Source organism: Verrucosispora sp. NA02020 (assembly GCF_013364215.1).
In the GTDB taxonomy this organism is placed as follows: Bacteria; Actinomycetota; Actinomycetes; order Mycobacteriales; family Micromonosporaceae; genus Micromonospora.
Map to the genome: position 1 here is coordinate 896309 of NZ_CP054923.1, position 24283 is coordinate 920591.

Annotated in this window: 29 protein-coding genes and 1 tRNA gene; 16 read left to right on the top strand and 14 right to left on the bottom strand. The window is 72.9% G+C overall.

The window, feature by feature from the left end; translation table 11 throughout:
- The first annotated feature begins 27 nt into the window (after positions 1-27).
- Entirely contained in the window at positions 28-642 is a 615-nt protein-coding gene (locus HUT12_RS03790) for a MarC family protein (protein ID WP_131052634.1), read from the top strand.
- A gap of 76 nt (positions 643-718) precedes the next feature.
- The gene (locus HUT12_RS03795; RefSeq protein ID WP_176092491.1) at positions 719-1654 is read left to right on the top strand and encodes a PD-(D/E)XK nuclease family protein; all 936 of its coding nucleotides are present in this window, start codon (positions 719-721) and stop codon (positions 1652-1654) included.
- A gap of 100 nt (positions 1655-1754) precedes the next feature.
- Here HUT12_RS03795 and HUT12_RS03800 read toward each other — a convergent pair whose 3' ends face one another.
- Together HUT12_RS03800 and HUT12_RS03805 are read right to left on the bottom strand one after the other, a co-directional pair.
- Entirely contained in the window at positions 1755-2612 is an 858-nt protein-coding gene (locus HUT12_RS03800) for an oxygenase MpaB family protein (RefSeq protein ID WP_131052636.1), read from the bottom strand.
- Positions 2613-2643: 31 nt separating this feature from the next.
- On the bottom strand, positions 2644-3072 hold the full coding sequence (locus HUT12_RS03805; protein ID WP_176092492.1) for a Fur family transcriptional regulator: 429 nt from the start codon (positions 3070-3072) through the stop codon (positions 2644-2646).
- Positions 3073-3269: 197 nt separating this feature from the next.
- Here HUT12_RS03805 and HUT12_RS03810 point away from each other — a divergent pair, with 197 nt between their 5' ends.
- The gene (locus tag HUT12_RS03810) at positions 3270-3755 is read left to right on the top strand and encodes a DUF2231 domain-containing protein (RefSeq protein WP_131052638.1); all 486 of its coding nucleotides are present in this window, start codon (positions 3270-3272) and stop codon (positions 3753-3755) included.
- 13 nt (positions 3756-3768) lie between these two features.
- Here the strand turns inward: HUT12_RS03810 and HUT12_RS03815 are convergent, their stop codons facing one another.
- The gene (locus tag HUT12_RS03815; RefSeq protein WP_176092493.1) at positions 3769-4275 is read right to left on the bottom strand and encodes a hypothetical protein; all 507 of its coding nucleotides are present in this window, start codon (positions 4273-4275) and stop codon (positions 3769-3771) included.
- Between the two features lie 137 nt (positions 4276-4412).
- Between HUT12_RS03815 and HUT12_RS03820 the strand changes: the two genes are divergently transcribed.
- On the top strand, positions 4413-4589 hold the full coding sequence (locus tag HUT12_RS03820) for a hypothetical protein (protein ID WP_176092494.1): 177 nt from the start codon (positions 4413-4415) through the stop codon (positions 4587-4589).
- 92 nt (positions 4590-4681) lie between these two features.
- On the opposite strand, the gene HUT12_RS03825 is transcribed toward HUT12_RS03820, so the two are convergent.
- Positions 4682-5041, bottom strand: coding sequence for an FmdB family zinc ribbon protein (locus HUT12_RS03825; RefSeq protein WP_131052640.1), 360 nt, complete (start codon positions 5039-5041; stop codon positions 4682-4684).
- Between the two features lie 61 nt (positions 5042-5102).
- Complete coding sequence (locus tag HUT12_RS03830) at positions 5103-5732, bottom strand: 5-formyltetrahydrofolate cyclo-ligase (protein ID WP_254876709.1); 630 nt, start codon at positions 5730-5732, stop codon at positions 5103-5105.
- A gap of 118 nt (positions 5733-5850) precedes the next feature.
- On the opposite strand from HUT12_RS03830, the gene HUT12_RS03835 reads away from it, so the two are divergent.
- The 6 genes from HUT12_RS03835 to HUT12_RS03860 all read left to right on the top strand — a co-directional run bounded on the left by HUT12_RS03835 (position 5851) and on the right by HUT12_RS03860 (position 12482).
- Positions 5851-8100 carry a diguanylate cyclase gene (locus HUT12_RS03835; RefSeq protein ID WP_176092496.1) on the top strand — a complete coding sequence of 750 codons (2250 nt, stop codon included), beginning with the start codon at positions 5851-5853 and terminating at the stop codon, positions 8098-8100.
- Between the two features lie 9 nt (positions 8101-8109).
- On the top strand, positions 8110-9063 hold the full coding sequence (locus tag HUT12_RS03840; RefSeq protein WP_131052642.1) for a UTP--glucose-1-phosphate uridylyltransferase: 954 nt from the start codon (positions 8110-8112) through the stop codon (positions 9061-9063).
- Positions 9060-10373, top strand: coding sequence for a gephyrin-like molybdotransferase Glp (gene glp / locus HUT12_RS03845; protein ID WP_131052643.1), 1314 nt, complete (start codon positions 9060-9062; stop codon positions 10371-10373). The genes HUT12_RS03840 and glp overlap by 4 nt, the downstream gene beginning before the upstream one ends.
- A 30-nt stretch (positions 10374-10403) precedes the next feature.
- Positions 10404-11045, top strand: a complete 642-nt coding sequence (locus HUT12_RS03850; RefSeq protein WP_131052644.1) for a GNAT family N-acetyltransferase — start codon at positions 10404-10406, stop codon at positions 11043-11045.
- A 179-nt stretch (positions 11046-11224) separates the two neighbouring features.
- On the top strand, positions 11225-12133 hold the full coding sequence (locus tag HUT12_RS03855; protein WP_176092497.1) for a hypothetical protein: 909 nt from the start codon (positions 11225-11227) through the stop codon (positions 12131-12133).
- A gap of 272 nt (positions 12134-12405) precedes the next feature.
- A tRNA-Ala gene (locus HUT12_RS03860) sits at positions 12406-12482 on the top strand.
- Positions 12483-12882: 400 nt separating this feature from the next.
- On the opposite strand, the gene HUT12_RS03865 is transcribed toward HUT12_RS03860, so the two are convergent.
- From HUT12_RS03865 to HUT12_RS03875, 3 genes are read right to left on the bottom strand one after another with little or no spacing between them, the layout of a single operon-like run.
- Positions 12883-13290 (bottom strand): arsenate reductase ArsC, encoded by a 408-nt coding sequence (locus tag HUT12_RS03865; protein ID WP_131056297.1) that lies wholly within the window; start codon positions 13288-13290, stop codon positions 12883-12885.
- The gene (locus HUT12_RS03870) at positions 13287-14024 is read right to left on the bottom strand and encodes an aquaporin (RefSeq protein WP_176092498.1); all 738 of its coding nucleotides are present in this window, start codon (positions 14022-14024) and stop codon (positions 13287-13289) included. The genes HUT12_RS03865 and HUT12_RS03870 overlap by 4 nt, the downstream gene beginning before the upstream one ends.
- Positions 14021-14389, bottom strand: a complete 369-nt coding sequence (locus HUT12_RS03875; protein ID WP_131056301.1) for a metalloregulator ArsR/SmtB family transcription factor — start codon at positions 14387-14389, stop codon at positions 14021-14023. The genes HUT12_RS03870 and HUT12_RS03875 overlap by 4 nt, the downstream gene beginning before the upstream one ends.
- 110 nt (positions 14390-14499) lie before the next feature.
- On the opposite strand from HUT12_RS03875, the gene HUT12_RS03880 reads away from it, so the two are divergent.
- A complete protein-coding gene (locus HUT12_RS03880; RefSeq protein ID WP_176092499.1) occupies positions 14500-14949 on the top strand; it encodes an ArsI/CadI family heavy metal resistance metalloenzyme in 450 nt (149 codons plus the stop codon).
- A gap of 257 nt (positions 14950-15206) precedes the next feature.
- Here HUT12_RS03880 and HUT12_RS03885 read toward each other — a convergent pair whose 3' ends face one another.
- Positions 15207-15905: a B3/4 domain-containing protein gene (locus HUT12_RS03885; protein ID WP_176092500.1), complete on the bottom strand. Its 699-nt coding sequence runs from the start codon at positions 15903-15905 to the stop codon at positions 15207-15209.
- 11 nt (positions 15906-15916) lie between these two features.
- The gene (locus tag HUT12_RS03890; protein WP_131056307.1) at positions 15917-16528 is read right to left on the bottom strand and encodes a LysE family translocator; all 612 of its coding nucleotides are present in this window, start codon (positions 16526-16528) and stop codon (positions 15917-15919) included.
- A gap of 58 nt (positions 16529-16586) precedes the next feature.
- Between HUT12_RS03890 and HUT12_RS03895 the strand changes: the two genes are divergently transcribed.
- Positions 16587-18137 carry a PLP-dependent aminotransferase family protein gene (locus HUT12_RS03895; RefSeq protein ID WP_176092501.1) on the top strand — a complete coding sequence of 517 codons (1551 nt, stop codon included), beginning with the start codon at positions 16587-16589 and terminating at the stop codon, positions 18135-18137.
- A gap of 24 nt (positions 18138-18161) precedes the next feature.
- Here the strand turns inward: HUT12_RS03895 and HUT12_RS03900 are convergent, their stop codons facing one another.
- Both HUT12_RS03900 and HUT12_RS03905 read right to left on the bottom strand, forming a co-directional pair.
- Positions 18162-18857: a proteasome protein gene (locus HUT12_RS03900; RefSeq protein ID WP_176092502.1), complete on the bottom strand. Its 696-nt coding sequence runs from the start codon at positions 18855-18857 to the stop codon at positions 18162-18164.
- A gap of 135 nt (positions 18858-18992) precedes the next feature.
- Entirely contained in the window at positions 18993-19577 is a 585-nt protein-coding gene (locus HUT12_RS03905) for a DM13 domain-containing protein (protein WP_131056444.1), read from the bottom strand.
- 165 nt (positions 19578-19742) lie between these two features.
- Here HUT12_RS03905 and HUT12_RS03910 point away from each other — a divergent pair, with 165 nt between their 5' ends.
- Together HUT12_RS03910 and HUT12_RS03915 are read left to right on the top strand one after the other, a co-directional pair.
- Positions 19743-20486 carry an SDR family NAD(P)-dependent oxidoreductase gene (locus tag HUT12_RS03910; protein WP_131056446.1) on the top strand — a complete coding sequence of 248 codons (744 nt, stop codon included), beginning with the start codon at positions 19743-19745 and terminating at the stop codon, positions 20484-20486.
- Positions 20487-20601: 115 nt separating this feature from the next.
- Positions 20602-21375 carry a M23 family metallopeptidase gene (locus tag HUT12_RS03915; protein ID WP_176092503.1) on the top strand — a complete coding sequence of 258 codons (774 nt, stop codon included), beginning with the start codon at positions 20602-20604 and terminating at the stop codon, positions 21373-21375.
- A gap of 7 nt (positions 21376-21382) precedes the next feature.
- Here the strand turns inward: HUT12_RS03915 and HUT12_RS03920 are convergent, their stop codons facing one another.
- Positions 21383-22408, bottom strand: coding sequence for a MerR family transcriptional regulator (locus HUT12_RS03920; RefSeq protein ID WP_176092504.1), 1026 nt, complete (start codon positions 22406-22408; stop codon positions 21383-21385).
- Entirely contained in the window at positions 22395-23087 is a 693-nt protein-coding gene (locus tag HUT12_RS03925; RefSeq protein ID WP_176092505.1) for a HEAT repeat domain-containing protein, read from the bottom strand. The genes HUT12_RS03920 and HUT12_RS03925 overlap by 14 nt, the downstream gene beginning before the upstream one ends.
- A gap of 69 nt (positions 23088-23156) precedes the next feature.
- On the opposite strand from HUT12_RS03925, the gene HUT12_RS03930 reads away from it, so the two are divergent.
- Together HUT12_RS03930 and HUT12_RS03935 are read left to right on the top strand one after the other, a co-directional pair.
- Entirely contained in the window at positions 23157-23636 is a 480-nt protein-coding gene (locus HUT12_RS03930) for a hypothetical protein (RefSeq protein ID WP_131054981.1), read from the top strand.
- Positions 23637-23659: 23 nt separating this feature from the next.
- Positions 23660-24094 carry a VOC family protein gene (locus HUT12_RS03935; RefSeq protein WP_176092506.1) on the top strand — a complete coding sequence of 145 codons (435 nt, stop codon included), beginning with the start codon at positions 23660-23662 and terminating at the stop codon, positions 24092-24094.
- Positions 24095-24283 lie beyond the last annotated feature (189 nt).

Genomic DNA, 24283 nt, shown 5'->3' on the forward strand with positions numbered 1-24283 from the left:
CCCGCCGACCGCCGCTACGGTGACCGGGTGGATCTCAAGCTCTTCGGCGAGGTCTTCGTGACCCTGCTGGTGATCGTCGACCCGCCCGGCATGATGCCGATCTTCCTGGCGTTGACCGGTCCGCTGTCGGCCCGCGAGCGCAACCGGGCTGCCTGGCAGGCGGTCGCGCTGGCGCTCGGCGTGATCGTGGTCTTCGCGGTCGCCGGCCAGACCCTGCTCGCCTACCTGCACGTCGACCTGCCGGCGTTGCAGGCGGCCGGTGGGCTGCTGCTGATCCTGGTGGCGTTGGAGCTGCTCACCGGCAAGACCGACGACCCGACCAAGCAGGCCACCTCCAACATCGCCCTGGTGCCCCTGGGTACGCCGCTGCTGGCCGGTCCCGGCGCGATCGTGGCGACCATGCTCTTCGTCCAGCGGGCGGACCGGACGGCCGACTACACCGCCATCGCCGCCGCGATCGTCGCGGTGATGCTCGCGGTCTGGGTGGTGCTGCGCTTCTCCGGCGGGATCGTCAAGGTGCTACGCCCGGGCGGCATCGAGGTGCTCACCCGGATCGCCGGCCTGCTGCTGGCCGCGATCGCCGTGCAGCTCATCGCGGACGCGATCGCCGCGTTCGTGGCCCAGTACAGCGGCGCCGGTTGAGATCGGCCGGCCCTGTCGCCGGTCGCGCTGAGCGCCGCCGCTGCGACTGTCGGAGGTGGATGGCAGGATCGGGAACGTGCGACGAGCCTCCCCCGCAGGACGACCCGCCGCCGGTGGCCGTGCCCCCCGGCCCCGCGACGCGCAGCCCGAGCAGCTCGGATTCGAGGGCATGCCGGAGCGGCTGTTCGTCTGCACCCCGAGCAAACTCGGTGCGTACGCGGACTGTCCCCGGCGCTACCGCTACTCCTACGTCGACCGTCCCGCCCCGCCCAAGGGGCCGCCGTGGGCGCACAACTCCCTCGGCGCCAGCGTGCACACCGCCCTGAAGAACTGGTATGCGCTGCCCGTCGACCGGCGCCGCCCGGAGGTGCTGCCCACCCTGCTCAAGGGCACCTGGGTGCGGGACGGCTACCGCGACGACGCGCAGGAACGGGACGTCTACCGGCGGGCACTGGGTTGGCTGGAGACGTACGTCGGCGGGCTCGACCCGGCTGACGAGCCGCTCGGCGTGGAGCGGGTGGTGGCCACCAAGACCGGGGTGCTGGCGTTCAACGGGCGCACCGACCGGATCGACTCCCGACCCGGCCCGGACGGCCCCGAGCTGGTCATCGTCGACTACAAGACCGGCCGCACCGGGCTGGACGCCGACGATGCCCGGGGCTCGCAGGCGTTGGCGCTCTACGCGTACGCGGCCGAGCGGGTGTTCCGTCGCCCGTGCCGTCGGGTCGAACTGCACCACCTGCCCAGTGGCACGGTCGCCGCGCACGAGCACACCGTCGACTCGCTGGCCCGGCAGGTGACCCGGGCCGAGCAGACCGCCCAGGACATCATGGCCGCCGAGCGGTCGGTCACCGACGGCGGCGACCGGGACACCGCCTTCCCGACCACGCCCGGCCCGCGCTGCTCCTGGTGCGACTTCCGGCGTACCTGCCCGGCCGGTGCCGAGCAGCCGGGCAAGGAGCCCTGGGCGGCCGTCGACCGTCCCACCGCGCCGCCGGCCGAGCCGGGCTGAGCCTGACTGAGCCGGGCTGAGCCGGAGCCGCGCCGGGCTGAGCCGCGCCGAGCCGTCCCGCCAGGATCTCGCCGAGCGAGCCAGGGGAGCAGCCGTCCGGTCAGCCGGACAGGGCTGCCACCCGGGCCGCCCGTTCCTCGGCGGCGCGCCGCATCGGTCCTTCCCGCCAGTCGCGTGGCAGGGCGGTGAGGGCGAGCCGGAGCGCGCGTACCGTCACGTCCGCCGACAGGGCGGTGGTCGGCAGGCCCAGCCCGCCGTACAGTCGCCGGGCCCAGCCGGGCAGCAGCGCCAGCGCGGTGCCGGCCACGCCGAAGTACGCCCACCTCAGCGGCCCGAGGTTGAGCCCGAAACGGGCGGGCAGGCTGAGTTTCCACGGCAGCGGCGGCGCGGTCAGGAACAGGGCCGTCTCGGCGGCCTCCTTGGTCATGCGCAACTCCGGGCGAACCCGGCGGTAGTACTCGGCCACCTCGGCGGCGGTGCCCGGCACCGTCTCCGGATCCAGCCCGACCAGTGCGGCGGACCGGCGCTGCTCGGTGTAGTAGCCGTCCACCTCGGCGTCGTCCAGTGGTACGCCGGCCCGGCGCGCGGTGTCGAGGAACGACTCCACCTCGGTGACGTGCACCCAGCGCAGCAGGTCCGGCTCGTCGACCCGGAACCGCTCCCCGGTGGCCGGGTCGACGGCCGTCATCCGGGCGTGCAGCCGACGCAGCCGTAGCCCGGCCTCCTCCGCCTCGGCCGTGGTGCCGTAGACGGTGGTGCCGACGTAGTTGGCGGTGCGGATCAGCCGGCCCCAGGCGTCCCGGCGGTAGTTGCTGTTCTGGGCGACCCCGGCCATCGCCCGGGGGTGCAGTGCCTGGAGGTAGAGCGAGCGCAGCCCGGCGAGGAGCAGGATCGGCTCCGCGTGCAGTTTCCAGGTGACCGAGTCGGGACCGAACAGGCCGGTGTCAGTGGAATCCACCCACCAAGGGTGCCACGGCCTGCCGAAACGTTCAGGAGTCGGCGGAGCGGCGGGCCTGGCAACCGGGACAGAGCCCCCAGAAGGTGACTTCGGCCTCGTCGACGTGGAAGCCGACCGCGACCCGCGGATCCAGGCAGGGGGCCTCGCCGACGGCGCAGTCCACGTCGGCGATCTCGCCGCAGCCACGGCACACCATGTGGTGGTGGTTGTCACCGACCCGGGCCTCGTAACGGGCGGGACTGCCGGCCGGTGCGATCCGGCGGGACAGCCCGGCGCGGGAGAGCGCCCCCAGCACGTCGTAGACCGCCTGTGTGGAGACCGAGTCGATCCGCTCGCGTACCCGTCGGGTGATCTCGTCGACGTCAAGGTGACCGCCGTCCGCCAAGACGTCGAGTACGGCGAGGCGTGGCCGGGTGACCCGCAGGCCGTGCGACCGCAGCAGATCCTCACCCCTGGACATGTGTCAATGACAGCACGCTCGCACCGACCGGACAACAGACCGGCGGGTTCGGTGGCTCGGGCCACAGCCAGCCCTTCCGGGTGACGTGTCGGTGAACCCTGGGCGCCGATGGGCCGTGTCAAGCAGAAGCGCACTGGGCGGGGCCCACCCCGGCCCGTACGCTGACAGGTCACGATCACCTACCGCCGGAGGTGCGGATGTTCGAGAAGGCGCTGGGCCTGCCCATGCACGTGCTCGTCGTGCATGCGGTCGTGGTCTTCGTACCACTGCTGGTGTTGCTCGCCGCCGCGTACATCGCGCTGCCGAGATTCCGTTCCCGCCTGGACTGGGCGGTGGCGGTCCTCGCGATCGCCGCGCCGATCACGGCGTTCGTCGGCAAGCAGTCCGGCGAGGCCCTGCAGGAACGGCAGATCGCCAGAGGCTTCTCCGGCGAGATCATCGACCAGATGAACGCGCACGCCGCCTACGGTGACGTGCTGTTCCTGATCACGCTGGGTCTCGCCGTGGTGACGATCCTGCTGCTGGTCGCGACCAGCAGCCACCCCCGGGCGCCGAAGCTGCCGACCTGGTCGACGCCGGTGCTGTCGGTGCTGGTGATCGGGGCGGGTGTGGCCGCGCTCGTCTACGTCTGGCTCACCGGTCACTCGGGTTCCGAGATGGTCTGGGGCAACACCTTCGACTGACGGCCCGCCTCGTTCAGAGGAACGCCCGCGAGCAGAGCAGGCAGACCACCACCACGAGGACGGCGCCCGCGATCCCGCCGATCACCCAGGTCACCCGCTGCGCCCGCTGCTCCTGCGTGTCCAGCGCCGTCATGTCCTGTGCCGGTAGCCGCCGTGGCGGTGCCGCCTGGAGATGCACCGGCGGACGCCATCCGGGCGGCGGCGCGGTGGTGGGCGGTGGCCCGCCGTACCCGGCCGGTCGGTGACCACCCGAGGAGCCGGCGCCCGGACCGGTCGCGACGTCGTCGGCGGGGGCCGTCGGCGGACGCCAGGGATCGTCGGACGCGGGTCGGCGTGGCACGGGGGCGCCCGGTGCGGGCAACCCGCCGGCACCGGGTGGGGACTCCGGCCGGGGGTCGGGCGGGGACTCCGGCCGGGCACGGGTGGCGGACTCCGCACCGGTGTCGGGCGTGGGCCCGTCCCCGGTGACGGGCCGGCGCCAGGGATCGTCGGAGGCCGGGCCGGGGTGGGGCGTCGTCACGCCGTCCGACGCTACCAACGACCGGTGTGCCACGCCGTCGGCCGCGCCGTGACCCCGTACGCCGTGCTCGGTCAGCCCGCACAGTCCGTGGTCGGCGGTTCGGGAGCGGTCCGGTGGTTGCGTTAGCCTTGGCGCTCGTGACGAGTGGGAATCCCGGTGGGCGGCGCGACGACGATCGCGCGGTCGACCTGAGCGACGACGACTTCGTGGTGCTGCCGGAACAGAGCGCCGACGACACCGATCGCGGGTGGGGCGAGCGGACCGGCGGCAACGACGACCGGCTGCTCGCCGAACGCCCGCCGCACTGGCACTGAAACGCCCTGCCGAGCCGGGACCGCGCCGGGCCGTCGCCCGGCGACCGTCGCGATCGACGAGGCGGGGCGACGCGTACCCGGTCGGGGCCCGGTCAGGGGGTGCTGGCCGCCGCCGGAGCCTTGCTCGTGCCGCCGCCGGAGGAGTTGCCCGACGAGCCGGTGCTGCCACCCGACGTGCTGCTCGACGAGGAGGTCGAGCCGGTCGAGGAGGACGACGACTCGGACGTACCCGACTTGCTCGGGCTCGACGTGGTGTCGGTGCTCGCCGAGCCGTTCGAGCGGGAGTCGGTGCGGTAGAAACCGGAGCCCTTGAAGACGATGCCGACGGAGTTGAAGACCTTCCGCAGCCGCCCCTCGCACGCCGGGCAGTCGGTCAGCGGCTCGTCGGAGAAGGACTGCACCGCCTCGAGCTGGTGACCGCACGTGGTGCAGGCGTACTGGTACGTGGGCACGTTCTCCTCCGGGTCTGACACGGCCGGTTGGCACTCGACGTATTCGAGTGCCAATGGTGCGTCATCGGGGGCCGGTTCGTCCAGCGGAAGTGTGTGGCGCGACACCCGAGAGCGGGAGCAGGCCGCCGCTCGGGGTGAGCGCCGCGCGTACCGGACGGTCGTGGGGCTCGGCCGGGACCTCGTCGAGCAGCTCGCCGTCGTACAGCGGCGTCACCGTGAGGGCGGTCGCCGGCACCCGGGCCAGCGCCCGGTCGTACGAGCCGCCACCCCGACCCAGGCGTACGCCCCGGCGGTCGGCGGCCAGGGCGGGCACCACGACCACTTCGGCCGTGGCGATCGCGTCGAGACCCAGCCGAGGGGTGTCCGGCTCGCGGATGCCCCGACCGGCGGCGACCATCGCGTCGGCTCCCGCCCAGCGGGCCCAGTCCAGGTCCAGGTCGTCGCGGAGCACCGGCAGCAGCAGGTCGGCGCCGGGCGGCAACGCGTCGGCGAGCACCGCCGGCAGGTCCGGGCCGCCCGGCTCACCGCCCACCGGCGCGTACGCGGCCACCCGGGTCGGCCGTAGTCGGCGTACCAGGTCGACGAGTGCGGCCTGGACGGCTCCGGCGGCGCTCTCCCGCTCGGCGGCGGTGTACGCCCGACGGCGGGCCAGCAGCGTCACCCGTGCCGCCCGCTTCGCGTCATGCGTCACTTCCGCTCCTTCCGCAAATTCAGGCACGCAACACCCCTCACGCAACGCCTTTCCCGCCGTTGCTCTGTGTCAGCATCGCAGGCGACGGTCGCGCAACTTCCGGGGGGAAGGTGAGGCGTTGACGCTACGGGGGCGGTTGACCGCGTCGTTCCTGGCCGTGGCGTTCGGCCCGGTCCTGCTCGGTGCCGTCTTCGTCGCCTCCACCGTGGCGACCATGGACCGCAGCCGCGCCACCGAGCGGCTCGCGGTGGCCGCCACCGCCGTGCGCACCTCGATCGACGCGCTCTGCCAGCAACTCCGTGCCGCCGCGGACGCGGTCGCCCTCACCGCCGACCGGCCGGGTGCCGCCAGCCAGGTGGTCAGCCGGGGCCTGGCCTCGGCGGTGCTGGTCACCGACGTGACCGGCCGGGTCAGCTTCGCCACCCCGGACGCCCCACCGGCGCCCTGGCGGGACTGCGGCCCAGCGGAGCCGCCCGTGATCGGTCTCGGCGCGGTCTCCGCCGGGCCGGTCGGTGCGCTCGCCGTCCGGGTGGAACTGCGCGACCCGACCGGAACGGCGCTCGGCACCGTCTCCGCCGCCCAGCCGGTCGACCCCCGGTTCGTGGCGCGTCTCGCGGCGGTGACCGGCGTCGCGGTAACCCTGCTCGACGGCGGCGGCGTGCCGCACGTCGCGCACACCACGGAGTCGGCGAACGGCCGGGACGAGGTGGTCGCCGCAGCCGCGTCGCTGCGCGGTGAGCGGGTGACCGGCACGCCGGACGGCCGGTACCTGCGCCGGGCCGGCCCGACCACCGGCCAGCCGCTGCACCTGGTGCTCTCGGTGCCCAGCGACCAGCCTCCCGGGCTGCACGCCGTGCTGGTCGGCGTGGTGCTGCTCGCCGCCCTGCTGGGGGTGGCCGCCGCCTGGCGACTGGCGCGGGTGACCACCCGCCCGCTGGTGGAACTGGCCGGCGCGGTGGACCGGGTGGCAGCCGGTGACCTGACCGCCCGGGTGCCGGTACGCAGTGACGACGAGGTCGGCCGCCTCGCCGCCGCGTTCAACCGGATGGCCCAGGAGACCGGTGGCTACCTGGCGGCGTTGGCCAGCAGCCGCGACCAGCTACGCGGGCACCTCGCGGTGCTGGGCGACACCCTGGCCAGTACGCACGACCTGCAACGGATCCTGCGGGTGATCCTGCGCAGCGCGCTCGCCGCGACCGGCGCCCGGGCCGGTGCGGTGCTGCTCACCGAGCCCGGCGGCGTGCTGGTCGCCCAGTGCTCCGAGGGGCTCGACGGGTACTGGCCCGGCACCGGGTCGGTGCCGGTGGGCAGCGGTCTGCTGGGCGAGGTCGCGGCGACCGGCCGACCCTGCCGGGGACGGGTGGACCCGGCCGACACCGACGGCGAACCGCCCTGCCGGACGTACGTCGCGGTGCCGTTCACCACGCCCGAGGCGACCGTGCGCGCCGAACCCGGCCCGGGGTGCGACGCCGCGACCGCCGGGACCCGGCCGGACGCGCCGGAGACAGTGCTCGGCGTGCTCGCCCTCTACGACCGACCGGGCGGAGCCGAGTTCGACGACGACGACCTGGCGACGCTGCGCACCTTCGCCGGGCACGCGGCGGTGGCGGTGGAGAACGTCCGCGTCCACGAGGAGGCGCAGCGGCTCTCGCTCACCGACCCGCTGACCGGGCTGTGGAACTACCGCTACCTGCGCGAGTCGGTGCGTCGCGAGGTGGAACGGGCCAGCCGGTTCGGTCGGACGGTCAGCGTCCTCGTGCTGGACCTGGACCGGTTCAAGCGGATCAACGACACGTACGGGCACCCGGCCGGGGACACCGTGCTGGCCGAGTTCGCCCGACGCGTACGGGGCGAGATCCGCGAGGTGGACCTCGCCTTCCGGCAGGGCGGGGAGGAGTTCGTGGTGCTGCTGCCGGAGACCGACGCCCGGGGCGCGACCATCGTCGCCGAGCGGCTCGCCACGGCCGTCCGGGACAGCCCGGTCTCCGTGGCGGGGCACGCCGGGGTGCCGGACCACGTCCCGGTGACGGTATCGATCGGGATCGCCGTCTTTCCGGACCACGCCGACACCGGACCGCAGGTGCTCCAGGCGGCCGACGAGGCGCTGTACGCCGCCAAGTCGGGTGGCCGGGACACCTGGCGGCTGGCTCCCGCCCGCGAGGCGTCCGCCACCCGGGAGCTACCGGTGCTGGTGGCGACCCGTAGCCCGCGGGACGGTCTGCCCCGGGCCGGACCCGAGGGCGATCCGGGCGAACCGACCACCGGCGACGAACCGGCCGGGGCCGGTTCCGCCGGGACCGGCAGAACTGCCCCGGCGGGCGGCGCGTCTTCCGGTCCTCACCCGCCGCGTCACGGCCCCGGCCGATAGTCTCGCGACATGTCGGAGCACTCAGCGAACCCCTCAGCGACCGCCGCCACCGGTCGTCCCCGTGCCGTCAAGGCCGTCATCCCGGCCGCCGGCCTGGCCACCCGGTTCCTGCCGGCGACCAAGGCGGTACCCAAGGAGCTGCTACCGGTCGTCGACCGCCCCGTGTTGCAGTACATCGTCGAGGAGGCCGCCCAGGCCGGTATCGGCGACGTGCTCCTGATCACCGGGCGCGGCAAGACATCGATGGTCGATCACTTCGATCGCCGCCCCGACCTGGAGGAGCGGCTCGCGGAGAAGCCCGAGCTGCTGGCCGCCGTCAAGCGCACCGAGGAACTGGCCGCCATCTACACCTGCCGGCAGCCCGAGCAGCTCGGCCTCGGCCACGCCGTCGGGTACGCCGAGTCGCACGTCGGCGACGAGCCCTTCGCGGTGATGCTCGGCGACGAGTTCGTCAACCTCTCCGAGCCGCTGCTGCCGGCCATGTTGGAGCTGCAGTCCCGTACCGGTGGCGTGGTGCTCGCCTTCTTCGAGGTCGACCCGGCGGAGACCACGCGCTACGGCATCGCCTCGGTCGAGCCCGCCGAGTCCGAGCTGACCGACATCGGCGAGGTCGTCCGGGTCACCGGCATGGTGGAGAAGCCCAAGCCGGAGGACGCCCCGAGCAACCTGGCCGTGCTCGGCAGGTACGTCCTGCCGGGCAGGATCTTCGACGCGATCCGGCGTACCGAGCCCGGCAGCGGCGGCGAGATCCAACTCACCGACGCCATGGAGCTGCTGCGGACCGAGGGCACTCCGGTGCACGCGATCGTCTACCGCGGCACCCGCTACGACACCGGTATGCCGCTGGGCTACCTGCAGACCGTCGTCCAGATCGCCGCCGAACGCGAGGACCTGGGCAGCGAGTTCCGCAAGTGGCTGACCGAGTTCGTCAACTCCGACGCGTCGGGCGGTCCGAATACATGACCGCGACGGCCGACGCCGAGGCGGCCGAAAACGGGTTGACGCCGCTCGCCGACTACCTGGGCAGTGTGCTGCGCAGGTTACGTGCGCTGCCTCCGCTCGACCTCGACCTCACCCAGGCGCACGGCAACGTCCTCGCCGAGGACGTCGTCGCTCCGCACTCGTTCCCGGCCTTCGACCAGGCGGCCGTGGACGGGTACGCCGCGCGCTGGGAGGACATCGCCGGCGGGACCCGGGGCGTGGGATACGTCCCGGCCCAGTCCGGCCGTCCGGGTGGTCGCACGATACGCCTCAACGTGGTCGGTGACCTCGGCGCGGCCAGTTGGCGGCCGGTCCGGCTCACCCCCGGCTCGTGCTTCTCGGTGGCCGCCGGAGCGCCACTCCCGGTCGCCGCCGACGTGGTCGTCCCGGTCGAGTGGACCGACCAGGGCATGGCCGCGGTGGAGATCTTCCGCGCCCCGAAGCGGGGCTACGGCGTACGCCGGGCCGGTGAGGAGGTGGCCGCCGGCACGATGCTCGCCCGCGCCGGCACGTACGTCTCACCGGCGCTGGTCGCGGTCCTCGCCGCCACCGGCATCGGGCACGTGGTGGTCCGCCCCAGCCCCCGGGTGGTGATCGTGGCCACCGGCGACGAACTGGTGGACGTCGGCCGGGGCAGCCAGCCCGGCCAGGTGGTGGACGCCAACTCGCACGCGTTGACCGCGGCGGCGGCGGAGGCGGGTGCCCTGGCGTACCGGGTGGGCATCTGCGACGACGACCCGGAGGGGCTGCGCGGCCTGCTGGAGGACCAGACCCTGCGGGCCGACCTGATCATCACCACCGGCGGCACCGGCACCGGCCCCGGCGACATGGTCCGCCGCATCCTGTCCCGGCGGGAGGGCAGCCGCGCCGGACCGGTCACCTTCACCGACGTGGCGCTCTATCCGGGCACCGCGCTCGGCTTCGGCACCGTCGGCGCCGAGGAGGTGCCGGTGGTGTGTCTGCCCGGCGACCCCGGTGCGGCGATGATCGGTTTCGAGGTGCTGGCCCGTCCCGCGATCAACCTGCTGGCCGGCGCCGAACCGGTGTTCCGCCCCAGCGTGCGGGCGCACCTGCTGGAGACGGTCTCCTCGCCGGTGGGTCTGCGCGAGTTCCGGCCCGCGCACGTCGCCGAGCGACGGGGTGGGGGTTACACTGTCCAACCGCTCAACGGCGGTCCGTTCACCCTCTCCGGTCTGGCGGAGGCGAACGGACTTCTCGTTCTCGGTGAGCGGGTCACCGCCGCCGCTGCCGGCTCCACCGTGGACGTGCTGCTGCTCGACCGTCGACGGTGAATCCGGGTGACGCTCGGGAGTGGAGGAGTGGTGCGGTTCCGACGGGCTCCCGGCTGGCCGGTGGTGCTCTCCGACGGTCCGGTGCTGCTGCGACCGTACCGACGCTCCGACGCGGCGGCCTGGTCCGAGGTGCGCTGCGCCAACCGGGAGTGGCTGGCCCCGTGGGAGTCCACGCCGGCCGGTGGCTGGACCGAACTGAACTCGCCGGCCACCTTCCGCTGGGTGTACCGCGACCAGCGGCGGTCGGCGCGTACCGGCGAGGGCATGCCGTTCGCGGTCTGCCTCTATGCCGACGGCCTGGAACGTCTGGTCGGGCACATCAACATCGGCAGCATCGTGCGTCGGGCGTTCTGCTCCGGCTACGTCGGGTACTGGGTGGACCGTCGGGTCGCCGGTCAGGGCGTGATCCCGACCGCGATGGCGCTCGCCGTCGACCACGCCTTCGGCCCGGGTGGACTGCACCGGGTGGAGGTCAACATCCGGCCGGAGAACGGGCCGTCGCGTCGCGTGGTGGAGAAGCTCGGCTTCCGCGAGGAGGCGTACCACGCGCGCTACATGCACATCGACGGTGCGTGGCGGGACCACATCGGGTACGCGATGACGAGCGAGGAGATCGCCGCCGAGGGCGGGCTGCTGGCCCGTTGGCACCGGCTGCGCGCCCGTACGCCGTGAGCCGTCCCACGTGCGGAATCGGCGCGGCGCGGTGGTTCCGGCCAGCCTGACCCGTAACCTCAGGTAACTGCAAGCTGCGGCAGGCGCTGCCCGCTCCGCATGATTCACGTCGCCGACGCCGATCGGTGAAAGATCCTGCGGCCGGTCGGCGGTTGCTCCGAATCTTGGTGACGGGAGGGGTGAGGGTGCCGACCTCGGTGCTCCTCGCCGTCCTCGCCGCCGCCGGTCTGCTCGCTCTCGCTCCGGCGCTGGTTCGCCGGTACGACGCCGCCGAGCGGTTGGTGGCGGAGCGGGCGCAGTCGACGGCGCGGGTGCTCCAGCGCCGCCGACGACGCCGCACTGTCCCCGGCCGCCGACCGGTCAACCCGTCGCGCGCCCTCGTCGTCACCCTCAGCGAGAACCCCAGCTCGGGCCAGCTCGCCGCCCCGGTCTCCGGCCCACCCGCACCTCGCACCGGTGACTCCCCGCGCGGCTCCGCATCGGCCCGTTCCGGCAGTGCGGCTGCGGGCGATCCGGCGTCGACCGGTTCCGGCGCCGCCGACAGCGCTCCCGCGTCGCGTCGGTCCGGCCGTCCGAGTCGGCTGCGCTCCGTCACGCCGGCCGGGAGCCGTCCACGCCGCCGCGCCGACCGCCGACGCCCGCACACCCCCGCCGTCTACCGCCGCCGTCGGGTCCTCGCCGCCCTGGTGCTGCTCAACGCCGTCGAACTGGTCGGCGTCCTGGTGGTCGGCCCCGGCTTCTGGATCAGCTTCGCGGTCACCGGCACCCTGCTCATCGTGTACGTCGTCCACCTGCGCGCCCGCGCCCTCGCCGACCGCCGTCGACGGCGTGCCCGGGCCCGCGAGGCCGCCTGGCTGGCCGCCCGGCAGGCCGAGGTGCGCCGCGAACAGGCACGCCGCGCCGCCGCTCGCCGGGAGGCCCAGCGTCGCCTGGCCGCCCAGCGGGAGTCCGTCCGGCGTTCCGCCATGGGCCTGGATCGCCCCGCCGACCTGCCGCAGGTCGCCAGCGGCGGCTCGGTCTCCTACCGCCGCGCCGGTGGCCTGCGTGGTCGCCCCTACGAGGCCGGCCGCGGCTCGCACAGCGCCTGACCTCCTGTCCGAGGGCTCGCCACCCCGTGCAGGGTGGAGGCCGGTCGCCAGGCAGCAGTTTCACGGTTGTTGCTGCCTCGGCGGTGGGTGAAGGCGGCAATATCGGGGATTCTGCTGCCTCGTGGGGGCCGAGGAGCCAGGTGTCCGGGGTGTGGGGATCTTGGGGCGTCGAGCGGGCGGGGCGGTTCGCGGCGAAGGCGGTCGACCTGTTAGCCTTGTCGCCGGCCCGCCTGGTGAAAGCCGGGTGGGACCGAAGCCGGTAAAACGGCGGAGGGGCTGTGGCGCAGACTGGTAGCGCACCTCGTTCGCATCGAGGGGGTCAGGGGTTCAAATCCCCTCAGCTCCACCAGCAACATCAATGGCCAGCGGAAACGCTGGCCATTGATCATTTGGCACAGATCCGGCACAACTCAGCCCGGAAGCGCCGACCCCGAGCGGTTCCCCGCACCCTTCCGAAGCGCCGTGCTGACCATGTTGCGGCGCCCTGCGGCCCGCCGCCGTACCACGCCGGGACGCGCGTGCGGCCGGGCGGCCGGTCACGCCCCGGCACGCACGGCGCAGCCATGGAGCAGGAACGGAGACAGCCGGGGCGTCAGCCGCAGGCTCATGGCCCCGGACGAGTCCTCAGGGGCCACGGACGGGTCACCCACGAGCCGCTGTGGCGGTGTCCGCGGGGTGCCGGTCCGTGACCCGGAAGCCGAGTCCGATCCCGGGCACCCTCAGGGAGACCGGGAGGTGCGGGTGGGGTGTCAGTTCTCCGGCTGGATGCTGGCGAGCAGTTCGGTGACGTGGGTCTTGATGTCGTCGCGGACGTGGCGGACGACGTCGAGGGGTTGGCCGGCGGGGTCGGTGAGTTTCCAGTCTTCGTAGCGTTTGCCGGGGAAGACGGGGCAGGCGTCGCCGCAGCCCATGGTGACGATGACGTCGCTGGTTTCGGCGGTGTCCCAGGTGAGTCGGGTCGGGGTCTGGTCGGTGATGTCGATGCCGACTTCCCGCATTGCTTCGACGGCGGTGGGATTGATCTGGTCGGTGGGCGCGCTGCCGGCGGAGCGGACCTCGACGGTGTCCCCGGCGAGGTGGCGGAGCCAGGCGGCGGCCATCTGGGAGCGGCCGGCGTTGTGGACGCAGACGAACAGGACGCTGGGCTTGTCGGTCATCGAGCTGCGCTTTCTCGGGTGGGGTGGGGCACGACCACCGCGTCGGCGGCGTGCCCGGCGTGGGGGTACCAGGCGGCGAGGGCGGCGACGGCCACCAGGCCGCCGACGAGCTGGGCGGCGACGAAGCCGGGCACGGAGGCGGGGGCGATGCCCGCGAAGGTGTCGGTGAAGGCCCGGCCGATGGTGACCGCAGGGTTGGCGAAGGAGGTCGAGGAGGTGAACCAGTAGGCCGATCCGATGTAGGCGCCGACGGCGGCCGGGGCCACGGTGGTGCGGCCGGAACGGGCGAGGGCGAAGACCAGGAGGACCAACCCGGCGGTGGCGACCACCTCGGCCAGCCACAGATTTCCGCCGGTGCGGTCGGTGTGGGACCAGGTGACCGGCGGGAGCCCGAACATGAGGGCGGCCAGAACCGCCCCGGCGACGGCCCCGGTGACCTGCGCGCAGACGTAGGCGGCCAGGCCCCGGAGAGTCAGACCGGTCCCGGACCGGCGGCCGAGCCACCAGTCGACGGCCGAGACGACCGGATTGAAGTGCGCGCCCGACACGGGGCCGAACATCAGGATCAACGCGCCCAGAGCGAGGGCGGTGGCGACCGCGTTCTCCAGGAGCTGGAGGCCCACATCCGTCGGGGAGAGCCGGGTGGCGGCGATCCCGGAGCCGACGACGGCGGTGACCAGCAGGGCCGTGCCGGTGAACTCTGCGCTTGCCCGCCGGGTCAGCGCGAGGCTCACCCGGTGACCCGGGGGGCCGTGGGGATGTCCAGCAGTGCGCCGAGCTGGCGGAAGGCTTCCGGGCGGACCCGGTACCAGACCCAGGTGCCCCGCCGCTCGGAGTCCACCAGGCCAGCGTCCCGCAGCACCCGCAGATGGTGGGAGATGGTGGGTCCGGACAGGTCGAACGCCGGGGTCAGGTCACAGACGCAGATCTCCGGCACCGAGGCGATCATCGACATCAGCCGGAGTCGGACCGGGTCGCCCAGGGCCTTGAACATCGGGGCGACCACCGCCGCCTGGTCGTCGTCCATCGGACGGGCCGCGATCGGGGCGCAGCAGGCCACCGCGTTCAGGTCGACCACCGGCACGGCTTGTTTCGACATGCGTCTAGGTTGACAGATTTCAAAACAAGAGGCAACGTGGGGGCTGATTCGAAAATCATCTAGGCAGGACGGGTCGCGGTGATCGTGGCCCTGCCGAGAGGAGACAGCCCATGTCCCGCGTTCAACTTGCCCTGCGCGTGTCCGACCTCGAAGGCTCCGTGGCCTTCTACGCGAAGCTGTTCGGTGTCGAACCGGCCAAGCGCCGCCCCGGCTACGCCAACTTCGCCGTCCAGAACCCGCCGTTGAAGCTCGTGCTCCTGGCGGGCGAGCCCGGCCAGCCGACCGTGCTGGACCACCTGGGCGTCGAGGTCTCCACCACCGAAGAGGTCAACGCCGCCACCCGGCGCCTCACCGAATCCGGCCTGATCACCCTGGAGGAGAACAGCACCGAATGCTGCTACGCCCTCCAGGACAAGGTCTGGGTGCGTGGCCCCGGCGACGAACCCTGGGAGGTCTACACCGTCAAGGCCGACTCCGACCACCTGGAGAAGACCACCGCGAGCGCCTGCGACACCCCCGCCACCGACAAGCAGCCCGCCACCACCGGCACCTGCTGCTGACCGCACCCGACCACAGCGGCAGACGTCCCGCCCGCAACGCCCGGACTCTCGCGAGACAGTACGAGCCGGGCGGCGGGCGGGACGGTGGCAAACACGGTGACCGGATGGTCGGCGGTCGGCGGGGTGGCAGCGGTGGGTGATATCGGATGGTCTTGTGATCCTCCGGCAGATGGTCTCCGCCGGAGCGCTGCTGCCACACCTGGTCGGCCACTGTGGGCGAGACCGCCTGATCAGGCCGACCACGCCCGCCCGCTGCGTCACGTCACGCACCGGAAATCCGGGGCGGTCGAGGTCAGCAGGGCCGTCCTCGCGGGCACTTTCCACGCCCGGTCCAGTTCGGCGGCGAGTGTGCCCAGCAGACGCGGTACGTCCGTGGCGGCCGAGTCGTGCATCGCCTCGACGACGACCAGCACGGTGGAGGTCTCCTCGCGCACCGCCGACCAGCCGCTCTGTCTGTTGGTCCAGCGTCGGGCGTGGGCCCGTCCGTGCGGGTCGGCGAAGATCACCTCACCGGGGTCGGGCCGCTCCTCGGCCCCGCTCAAGGTCAGGTAGCGCTCGTCGCCCCGGGCGTGCCGAACCTCGATGCCACCGCCGACGCGATCGACGTCGAGGATTCCGACCGGGATCGCGTACGCGGCCGAGACGGCGTTGCCGAGGTCGACGAGCGGGTGCACCCGGGGCAGGTCACCGGTGGTACGCAGCCGCCGCAGCAGGGACTCCGACGCGCAGCGGTACCTGGTCGGCGCCAGCCCCATCCGGGCGAATGCCCGACGCCACGCCTGGATCTCCGCAAGACCCGCTTCGCTGCCGGCGGCGAGCCGCTGCCGGGCCTGCGCCAGCAGGTCGGCCAGCGGCAGTTCGGCTCGCGGCTCACCGGCGACGCCCTCGGCGTACAGCACGCCGGCGACCAGTGGCGGATGCTCGGCCCGGACCTCGGGAGAGTGCTGAAAGTACACGCCTCGACTCCTCACGCCTCGGCGCGGGCCAGCAGCAGGCCCAGCGCCAGGAACGACCCGGCGAAGCACCGGCGCAACCAGTCGGCCACCCGGGGGCGGTCGAGCACGCGTCGGCGTACGGCGGCGGCTCCCAGGCCATAGCCGACGAAGACCACCAGCGTGGTGGCGGTGAACACCGCGCCGAGCCCGAGCATCCGGCCGAGGGCTCCCGGCGTCTCCGGGTGGACGAACTGCGGCAGGAACGCCACAAAGAAGATCGTCAACTTCGGATTGAGCAGGTTCATCAGCACCGCCGAGACGATGACCTTGCCCGCCGGACGGGTGGGGGAGGTGTCGTCCACGGTGATCGCACCCCGGTCCCGCAGCGTGGCGAAGGCGAGCCAGAGCAGGTAGCCCACGCCCAGGTACTTGACCAGGTCGAAGGCGAGCGCGCTGGAGTGCAGCAGCGCGGCGAGCCCGGTCACGGCCGCCACCAGGTGCGGGACGGTGCCCAGGGTGCCGCCCAGCGCGGCGACCAGGGCGGCCCGGCGCCCACCGGTCAACCCGGCGGAGAGTGTGAACAGCACCCCGGCGCCCGGGGTGACGACCACGACGAGCGTGGTCAACAGGAACGCGATGGTCACGAGGTTGCTCCCTGGTCCGGTGATGGCACACCGGCAACCCTGTCGCCAGAATGGTCCGATGGACAGTGCCAAAACCGCCCCGCCTGACCGGTCCATAACCGAAAGGACGGTCACGCCTCCGGTGGTGGCGGGGCCCCCGGTCAACGCCGGGTCGGACTTCCTGCATCTCGACATCGGGCAGGCTCCGGCGGGTGGGCGGGCGGCCTGGCTTGCCCACCGGCTACGCCGGGCGATCGGCGACGGGGTGGTACCGGTCGGCGCCAGGCTGCCCGCCACCCGGGTACTCGCCGCCGATCTCGGGGTGTCGCGGGGGGTGGTGGTCGAGGCGTACCAGCGCCTGGTGGAGGACGGGCACCTCGCCGGCCGGGGCCGTGCCGGGACCGTGGTGGTCGCCACCGGAGTCGCGGCGCCGCCGGGCGCCGGGACGGGGTGCGGGGCGCGGACCTCGGGGACACCCGGTGTCCGATCGTCGGACGACACCGTCCTGTTCCCGCAGGTGCCCGGCCCGGACGCCTTCGACGCGGTACGCGCCGCCCCGGCGCGGATCGACCTGACACCCGGCGTACCCGATCTGGCGGCGTTTCCCCGCGCGGCCTGGCTGCGGGCCGAGAAGGTGGTGCTGGGGCGGCTGGCCGCATCGGACCTCGGCTACGGCGACCCGTGCGGGACGCCGACGCTGCGCCGCGCCGTCGCCGGGTGGCTGGCCCTCAACCGGGGGATCAGCGTCGACCCGGCCGAGGTGATCGTCACCACCGGGGTGTCGCAGGCGCTCGGCCTGCTCGCCCAGGTGCTGCCGGACGACGGCATCACCACCGTCGGCGTGGAAGACCCCGGTTCCCTCGGCGTCCGGCAACATCTCGACAACTGGCGGCTCGACACGGTGCCGATCCCGGTCGACGCCGCCGGACTGCGGGTGGACGAACTGGCCGCCAGCGGGGCACCTGCGGTGATGCTCACCCCCGCGCACCAGTTCCCGACCGGCGTGGTGCTCGACGGCGAGCGGCGCCGCCGGCTCGCCGACTGGGCCCGCAGCGGCGGTCTGGTCATCGAGGACGACTACGACGCCGAGCACCGCTACGACCGCCCGCCGGTGCCCGCGCTGCGGGCCACCCTGCCGGAGCGGGTCTGCTACGCCGGCAGCGTGTCGAAGCTGCTCGCCCCGGCGCTGCGGATCGGTTGGCTGCTGGTGCCCCACCGGTACCGGGACCCCGTGGTGGCCGCCAAACGCAACGCCGACCTGGGCAACGCGATTCTGCCGCAACTGGTCCTCGCCGAGCTGATCACCTCAGGGGCGCTGGAACGGCAACTGCGGCTGCTGCGCCGCCGGCACGTACGCCGCCGGGACGCGATGATCGCCGCCCTGGCACGTCACCTGCCCAGGGCGACCGTGCACGGAGCAGCGGCCGGGCTGCACCTGACCGTCACCCTGGACGGCAACGTGGTGGACACCGAGTTGGCGGCGGCGACTCTCGCCCGTGGGGTGAAGGTGCAGCCGTTGTCCTGGCACTGCCGCCGGCCGTACCCGCCCGGCCTGGTCCTCGGCTACGCGGCCAACTCCGCCTCGGCCATCGAGGAGGGCATCGCCACCGTGGCCGCCGCGCTGCGCTGAGTCATCACGAACGAGGTCCCGGTGTCAGTCGAACAGCCCGTCGAGCGCCTTCTGTTCGAGTTCGCGCCAGCGCTGGGCGTCCTTCAGCGCCTTGGCGATCTCCTTCTCGTCGAGGTGGTGCGCGCCCTCCTCACGGATGCACGCGACGCTGAACGGCCCGCCGACCGACGGCGAGGTCCGCTCCAGCGCCTCCAGCACCCGTATCACGCCCACCACGCCGTACTCGACGGTGCGCGTGGTCATCCGGAAGTGGGACAGTAGCGCGCCGGCCTGCTGGGCCATGGGGGCGCCGGAGCCGATGGCGTGGAAGCCCACGTCCTCGTAGCGGCCGATGAGCCCGTTTGGGTTGATTTCCACGATCCACGGCCCGCCCTGGCTGAAGCCGACCGCGAGCAGGTACGCCGACACCCCGCCGCCGTTGGGCTCGCCGGGCACGTCCGGGATGTAGTTCTTGTAGTGCTTCTTGAAGATGGGCAGGACGCGCTCCTGCAACTCGTCGCCGATGTCGGGGGCTTCGAGGATGGCGGTGGCCGATTCCTCCAGGAGGGGACGCAGGTCGTTGAGTACGCCCCGCGCGCCACTGCCGCCCCAGGCGGCGGAGGAGCCCAGCGGATGAAGCTTCTGGGCGGGGAAGCTCAGACCACGGTCGCTCTCGGTGATCTGGGAGTCCGCGCCGATCACCACCCCGTCGCTGCAGACAACGGCGAGTACGACGGTCATGGAGTCCTCCTGCGCAGGGGTAAGGGGTATCAGGCGCGAGGTACCCGACATGCCGTCTGCCTACACACCGACAGGTGTCGACCCGTTCGCTCGAACGACCTGCGGCCGGCGTCGAAGCAGCGGGCGCGGAGCAGGTCAGGACGGTTTGCGGAGTTCGGCCGCGCCGAAGGACACCGAGAACCGCTTGCACCAGATCGAGACGCTGCGGAAGTCGTCGAGATTCGCGTCGGCGGGGATGTCGTACACCTGGTCGCCCCGGTTTCCCTTGAGCCGGTCGAGTTCGAGCCATCGCCCGTCGTCGAAGACGTGCCAGCCGTCCCGGCCGGCGATCACCGGCTGGTCGGTGAGCCAGACTCGCAGGTCGGGGCCGTTGGAGGTGGACAGGTCCTGGAGTGCCAGCCGGTGACTGCCGTCCGCGAGCCGGATCAGTCGGGCGGTGCCGGTGGTCTCGTGTTCGTGGGTGACGAACTCTCCGCTGGCCAGCAGCCTGTTCCTCGGACTCGGCGCGACGGAGACGTCGGCGGCGGAAGGTGACGCCTGGGCGGAGGGGGACCCGGCCGCTGCCGGCGAACCCTCGGGCGCGGGTGCGCCGACCTCCGGCAGTGTCTCGGCGACCACCTGGTTGGTGAACAGCTTCCACGGTTGGAACCAGTAGAGACCGAATGCCGCGCCTGCGCCCAGCAGGACGGCGAGGAGCCAGGTCAGGGGTTTGCGCGTCATCGCCGGAGCCTATGTCGGCGGAAACTCCACCGGCGCTGTCAGTCTATTTCGGATTTCTTACGGTGCGGGGTGCCCGGCGGCTCGCCGGACGAGGAGCCCGGGAAGGCCAGTCGTCACAGGCGACCCGGATGATCGCAATCCTGAGTGAACTGTCAGGATTGCGGGATGACGGTCAGAACTGCCGGCAGGGTCGCCCTGGTCACGGGCGGGAGCCGGGGCATCGGCGCCGCCGTCGCGCGCCGCCTCGCCGAGGACGGGATCGACGTCGCGTTCACCTACCGCACGGCGGGGGACAACGCGAAGTCCGTCCTGGCCGACATCGAGGCGTACGGGCGGACCGGCTTGTCGCTCAGCGCGGACAGCGCCGATCCGACGGCGGTGATCGACGCGGTGGACCGGACGGTGGCCGAGTTGGGGCGGCTGGACATCCTGGTCAACAACGCGGGGGTGTTCGCGGGTGGGCCGATCGAGTCGGTCAGCTTCGACGCGCTGGACCGGGCGGTCGCGGTGAACGTGCGCGGGGTGTACCTGGCCACCCAGGCGGCGGTGCGGCACATGGGCGATGGTGGGCGGATCGTCAACATCGGCAGCAGCTTCGCCAGTCGTGTCCCCGCGCCCGGAGTCAGCGCGTACGCGATGACCAAGAGCGCGGTGAACGGGCTGACCCGGGCCCTGGCCCGCGAACTCGGCCCGCGTGGCATCACCGTCAACCTGATCCTGCCCGGCTCGACCGACACCGACATGAATCCGGCCGACAGCGACGGTGCGGACGCGCAGCGGACGCAGATCGCCCTCGGGCGGTACGCGTCGCCGGCCGACGTGGCCGCGACCGTCAGTCACCTGGTGGGTGACGGCGGCCGGCACATCACCGGTGCGTCGATCGCGATCGACGGCGGTGCGACCGCCTGAGGGGTGGCGTCCCGGCACCGTGGTGACCTAGACTCCAAACCCCGTTCGATCGAAGATCGTCGTTATGGCTTCGACGGTGTCGGCCGACGTGTCCCGGCTACCGGCTGGAGCAGTTGTGGACGAAGGTCACCTGATCGATCGCCGGCGCCTGCTGGGCCTGATCACCGCCACCCTCGCCGTCGGCGTGATCCCGGAGGCGTGGCTCGCCGAGGCGGCGTACGGGGCGACGCCCCGCTGGAACCGACCGTTCGACAAGTGGGTCCCGATCACCTCGTCGTTCGGCGTACGGGTCGACCCGATCACCGGCGAGCGGCGGCAGCACAACGGCACCGACTACAGCTACGGCGGCATCCTCGGCTATCCGGTCCGGTCGATCGCGGCCGGCACCGTCACCGGCGTCACCTACAGCGCCGCCGGGCTCGGTCACCACGCCACGGTCACCCACGCCGACGGGTGGCGCAGCGTCTACGGTCACCTGCGGGACGTACCCGTGGTGCGGGTCGGCGCCCAGCTCGCGGCCGGGCAGCACCTCGGCAACGTCGGGTCGACGGGCCGCTCCACCGGGCCGCACCTGCACCTGGAGATCTTCCATCCGAACGGGCACCGCGTGGACCCCGAGTCGATCCTCACCGGCGCTCCCTACGCCGGGGCACCCGGCCAGCCACCCGCGATTCTCACCAAGGACGGACTCATGTACCTCATCTGGAGCACCGGCGGCACCGGCTACCTGGTCACCCCCAACCGCGTGATCGGGCTGCGGTCGATGGCCCACTACAACCTGTTCAAGCGGATCATCAACTCGAACCAGGCCGCCGACCAACCCGAGATCTTCAACCAGTTGGAGATCGACCAGATCAACGCGTACCTGAACGGGCACGTCCCGGCCTGACCCGGCGTCAGGTCGCGGCGCTCCGGGCGTCGCCGTCGCGCCCGTCGAGGACGGCGAGCAGGGCCGAGGCGACGAGCGCCACCGGCCGGTCGTCGTCGCGGGTCAAACAGCGCAGCGTGTCCGCCGCGAGGGTCCCCGGCATCTCCGCGAGGGCCTGGGTCAGCCGCATCCGCGCCGCCGAGTCCGCGCCCGGATCGGCGAGTTCGTCGGCCAGCGCAGTCATGATCCGTTCCGCCCACGTCGCGTCCTCGGCGAGGGCGCCCAGCAGTTCGGCCGCCTCGACGTCGTTGGGACCCTCGACCACGAGACCGACAAGCGTCGGCACCGCCCGGGTGTCGCCCCGGGCGCCGAGCGCGAGCGCGGCCGGTCCGCGCACCGCCGGCTCGGCGTCGGCGAGCGCGTCGACGAGGGCGGCACTCGCCTCGTCGCCCGGCAACTCGGCGAGCGCCCGGACCGCGCGCCGCCGCACCTCGGCGTCACCCGAGGTCAGGCCGGACGCCACCCGGGCCACACCGGCACCGGCCGCCCGCGCGAGAGCCCACCGCAGCGCCCCGGCGACGTGCGGATCGGACTCGCCGAGCACCGCCTCGGCCAGCAACTCGGTGGGGGCCGACTCGTGTTCGACCAGGACCGCCTGCTGGCGGCGCGCGGCACTGCCCGATCCGAGACCGTGCAGCAGTTCGATCAGACGCGCCACCTCCGGCCAGTCGGCGGGCCCGGCGGCATCGACCGTGCGGAGCCGGTCGAGCAGCTCACGCTCCCGGTGCAGCCGCTCCTCGGTCCGCCGGATGAGGTCGCCGACCAGCGCCGCCGGGGTGAAGGCGGGGTCGTCGAGGGTGCGACCGATCTCCCGCAGCGACAGCCCCAGCGAGCGCAGCCCCTCCACGTGGAAGATCCGCCGGACGTTCTCCGGGGTGTACTCCCGGAAGCCGCCCACGGTGCGACCGGTGGGACGGACCAGCCCGAGCGCGTCATAGTGCCGGAGCATCCGGGCGCTCACCCCCGACCGTCGTGCCACCTCACCGATCAGCACCGGGTGTCTCCTCCCGGTCCGGGCCGAGCACCGCGACCCTTCTCGCCTCGTGCACGGCGAGGTCGAATCCGGCCTCCGGGGCGAGCAGCAGGCGTTCGGTTGCGCGCGCGTGCGCCCGTACCGCCGGGTCCCGGTGGGTGGCCCCCGCCGCCAGGACCGGCTCGACCACGTCGGCCAGCTCGACGAGGGCCTGGCTCAGACTGAGCTGGACCTCCCGGTCCCCGCGACCGAACTGCGTGGCCAGCTCCGTGGCCAGTGCCGACCGCTCCGCGTCGGGTACGAGCACGACGGCCGTTCGCCAGGCGGTCCGCGCCACCGTGTCGTCGGCGTCGCGCAGCAACGCGGTCGTGATCGCCGGCCAGACGCTCCGGTCCCTGATCTTGGACAGGCTGTGCAGCGCCTGACTGCGGGCCTGGGCATGGGTGGAGTCGAGCTCCGCCAGCAGCCTCGGCACCGTGACCTCCGACGGCAGCCGGGTCAGCGCCCAGGTGAGCATGTCGCGCACGAAGAAGTCCGGTTCGACCCCGCCGCGCGCCACGAGTACGTCCACGGCACCGGGATGCGGGTGCGTACCGAGGGCCAGGGCCGCGTTGAGCCGCCTCGACGGGTCGTCGGCGGACAACGCGCCGACCACTCGTGCGTCGGGCGTGGGCTGGTCGGTCGAGTCGATGGGAACCACCTCCGACCACCAGTGAAGACCTTGACACCGTGACAGGGTCAAGTCTCACCTGTTCCCTAGACTGCCGTGGTGCGATACGACCAGCTCGAAACAGCGATCCGTCGGCTCGTGGACACGGCCGGGGAGGACGAACTCCGGGTGTTCGGCGTCGAGACGGTGGCCCGCCTCGTACGCGACGAGGGACTGGTCGACGTCGCCGCCGACGGGGAACTGGACGAGGACGCCGCGGCGGCGTTCGCGCTCGCCCGGAAGACCGTCGGGACGGCCGACGCCGCCACGTCACGTGCGCTGATCACGCGGATCGAGGAGGGCGCCCTCACCGACGGCGACATGGACCCGGACCTGCTCATCGCCCTGATCGCGCTCGAACACTGGACGACGTACCTGGAGACCGGGCAGCGCGACGAGCTCTACGAGCTGGCGCTCCGCTCCGTCGAGGAGGTCGACCACCAGGTCTCCGCCGACCTCGACGACTTCCTGGCCACCCCTGAGATGGCCGCCGAGTACGAGCGGATCGCGCGCCTGCTGCAGGGCGGGCCCCCGGCCTGAGGAACTACCCCTATGGTGGGTCGATGGCATCCGTGAAGCAGGTCCAGGTGACCTTCGACTGTGCAGAACCCGAGCGTGTCGCCCGTTTCTGGTGCGAGGTGCTGGGATACGTGGTGCCGCCGCCACCGGAGGGCTTCGCCGACTGGGCGGAGTTCACTCGCGCGTTGCCGCCCGAGCGGCAGGGCGCGGCATTCGCCTGCGTCGACCCGACCGGCGCGGGTCCGAGGCTGTTCTTCCAGCGCGTACCCGAGGGCAAGGTGGTCAAGAACCGGCTGCACCTCGACGTGCGGGCCGCCACCGGGCTCGTCGGCGCGGAACGCGTGGCCGCGCTCGAAGCCGAGGGCGCGCGGCTGGTCGCGCTCGGCGGCGCCCGGGTCCGGCTGCTGGAATCCGACGGCTTCAACGAGTCCTGCCTCGTGATGCAGGACGTCGAGGGCAACGAGTTCTGCCTCGACTGACCGGTTCAGGCCGTTTCAGGTACTCCGGGTGCGCGCGGCGAGCGAAGACCAGCGCTTCCGCGTTGACCTCAAGTTCCCGCCGCCGCGTTGATCAAGAGGTTTTGGTCGCTCCGGGGTGCCGTCGTCGGCGCAAACTTCTTGATCAACGCGTGGGGGGGCGTGAGGTGGGGCGTGTGGGGGGCGGTGTGC

Excerpts from the sequence above, each read along its gene's own strand:
- HUT12_RS03905 (WP_131056444.1), bottom strand. The coding sequence starts at position 19,577 with ATGACGCGCAAACCCCTGACCTGGCTCCTCGCCGTCCTGCTGGGCGCA.
- HUT12_RS03880 (WP_176092499.1), top strand. The coding sequence starts at position 14,500 with ATGTCCCGCGTTCAACTTGCCCTGCGCGTGTCCGACCTCGAAGGCTCC.
- HUT12_RS03805 (WP_176092492.1), bottom strand. The coding sequence starts at position 3,072 with ATGTCCAGGGGTGAGGATCTGCTGCGGTCGCACGGCCTGCGGGTCACC.
- HUT12_RS03875 (WP_131056301.1), bottom strand. The coding sequence starts at position 14,389 with ATGTCGAAACAAGCCGTGCCGGTGGTCGACCTGAACGCGGTGGCCTGC.
- HUT12_RS03935 (WP_176092506.1), top strand. The coding sequence starts at position 23,660 with ATGGCATCCGTGAAGCAGGTCCAGGTGACCTTCGACTGTGCAGAACCC.
- HUT12_RS03910 (WP_131056446.1), top strand. The coding sequence starts at position 19,743 with ATGACGGTCAGAACTGCCGGCAGGGTCGCCCTGGTCACGGGCGGGAGC.
- HUT12_RS03810 (WP_131052638.1), top strand. The coding sequence starts at position 3,270 with ATGTTCGAGAAGGCGCTGGGCCTGCCCATGCACGTGCTCGTCGTGCAT.
- HUT12_RS03865 (WP_131056297.1), bottom strand. The coding sequence starts at position 13,290 with ATGACCGACAAGCCCAGCGTCCTGTTCGTCTGCGTCCACAACGCCGGC.
- HUT12_RS03840 (WP_131052642.1), top strand. The coding sequence starts at position 8,110 with ATGTCGGAGCACTCAGCGAACCCCTCAGCGACCGCCGCCACCGGTCGT.
- HUT12_RS03900 (WP_176092502.1), bottom strand. The coding sequence starts at position 18,857 with ATGACCGTCGTACTCGCCGTTGTCTGCAGCGACGGGGTGGTGATCGGC.
- HUT12_RS03895 (WP_176092501.1), top strand. The coding sequence starts at position 16,587 with ATGGACAGTGCCAAAACCGCCCCGCCTGACCGGTCCATAACCGAAAGG.
- glp (WP_131052643.1), top strand. The coding sequence starts at position 9,060 with ATGACCGCGACGGCCGACGCCGAGGCGGCCGAAAACGGGTTGACGCCG.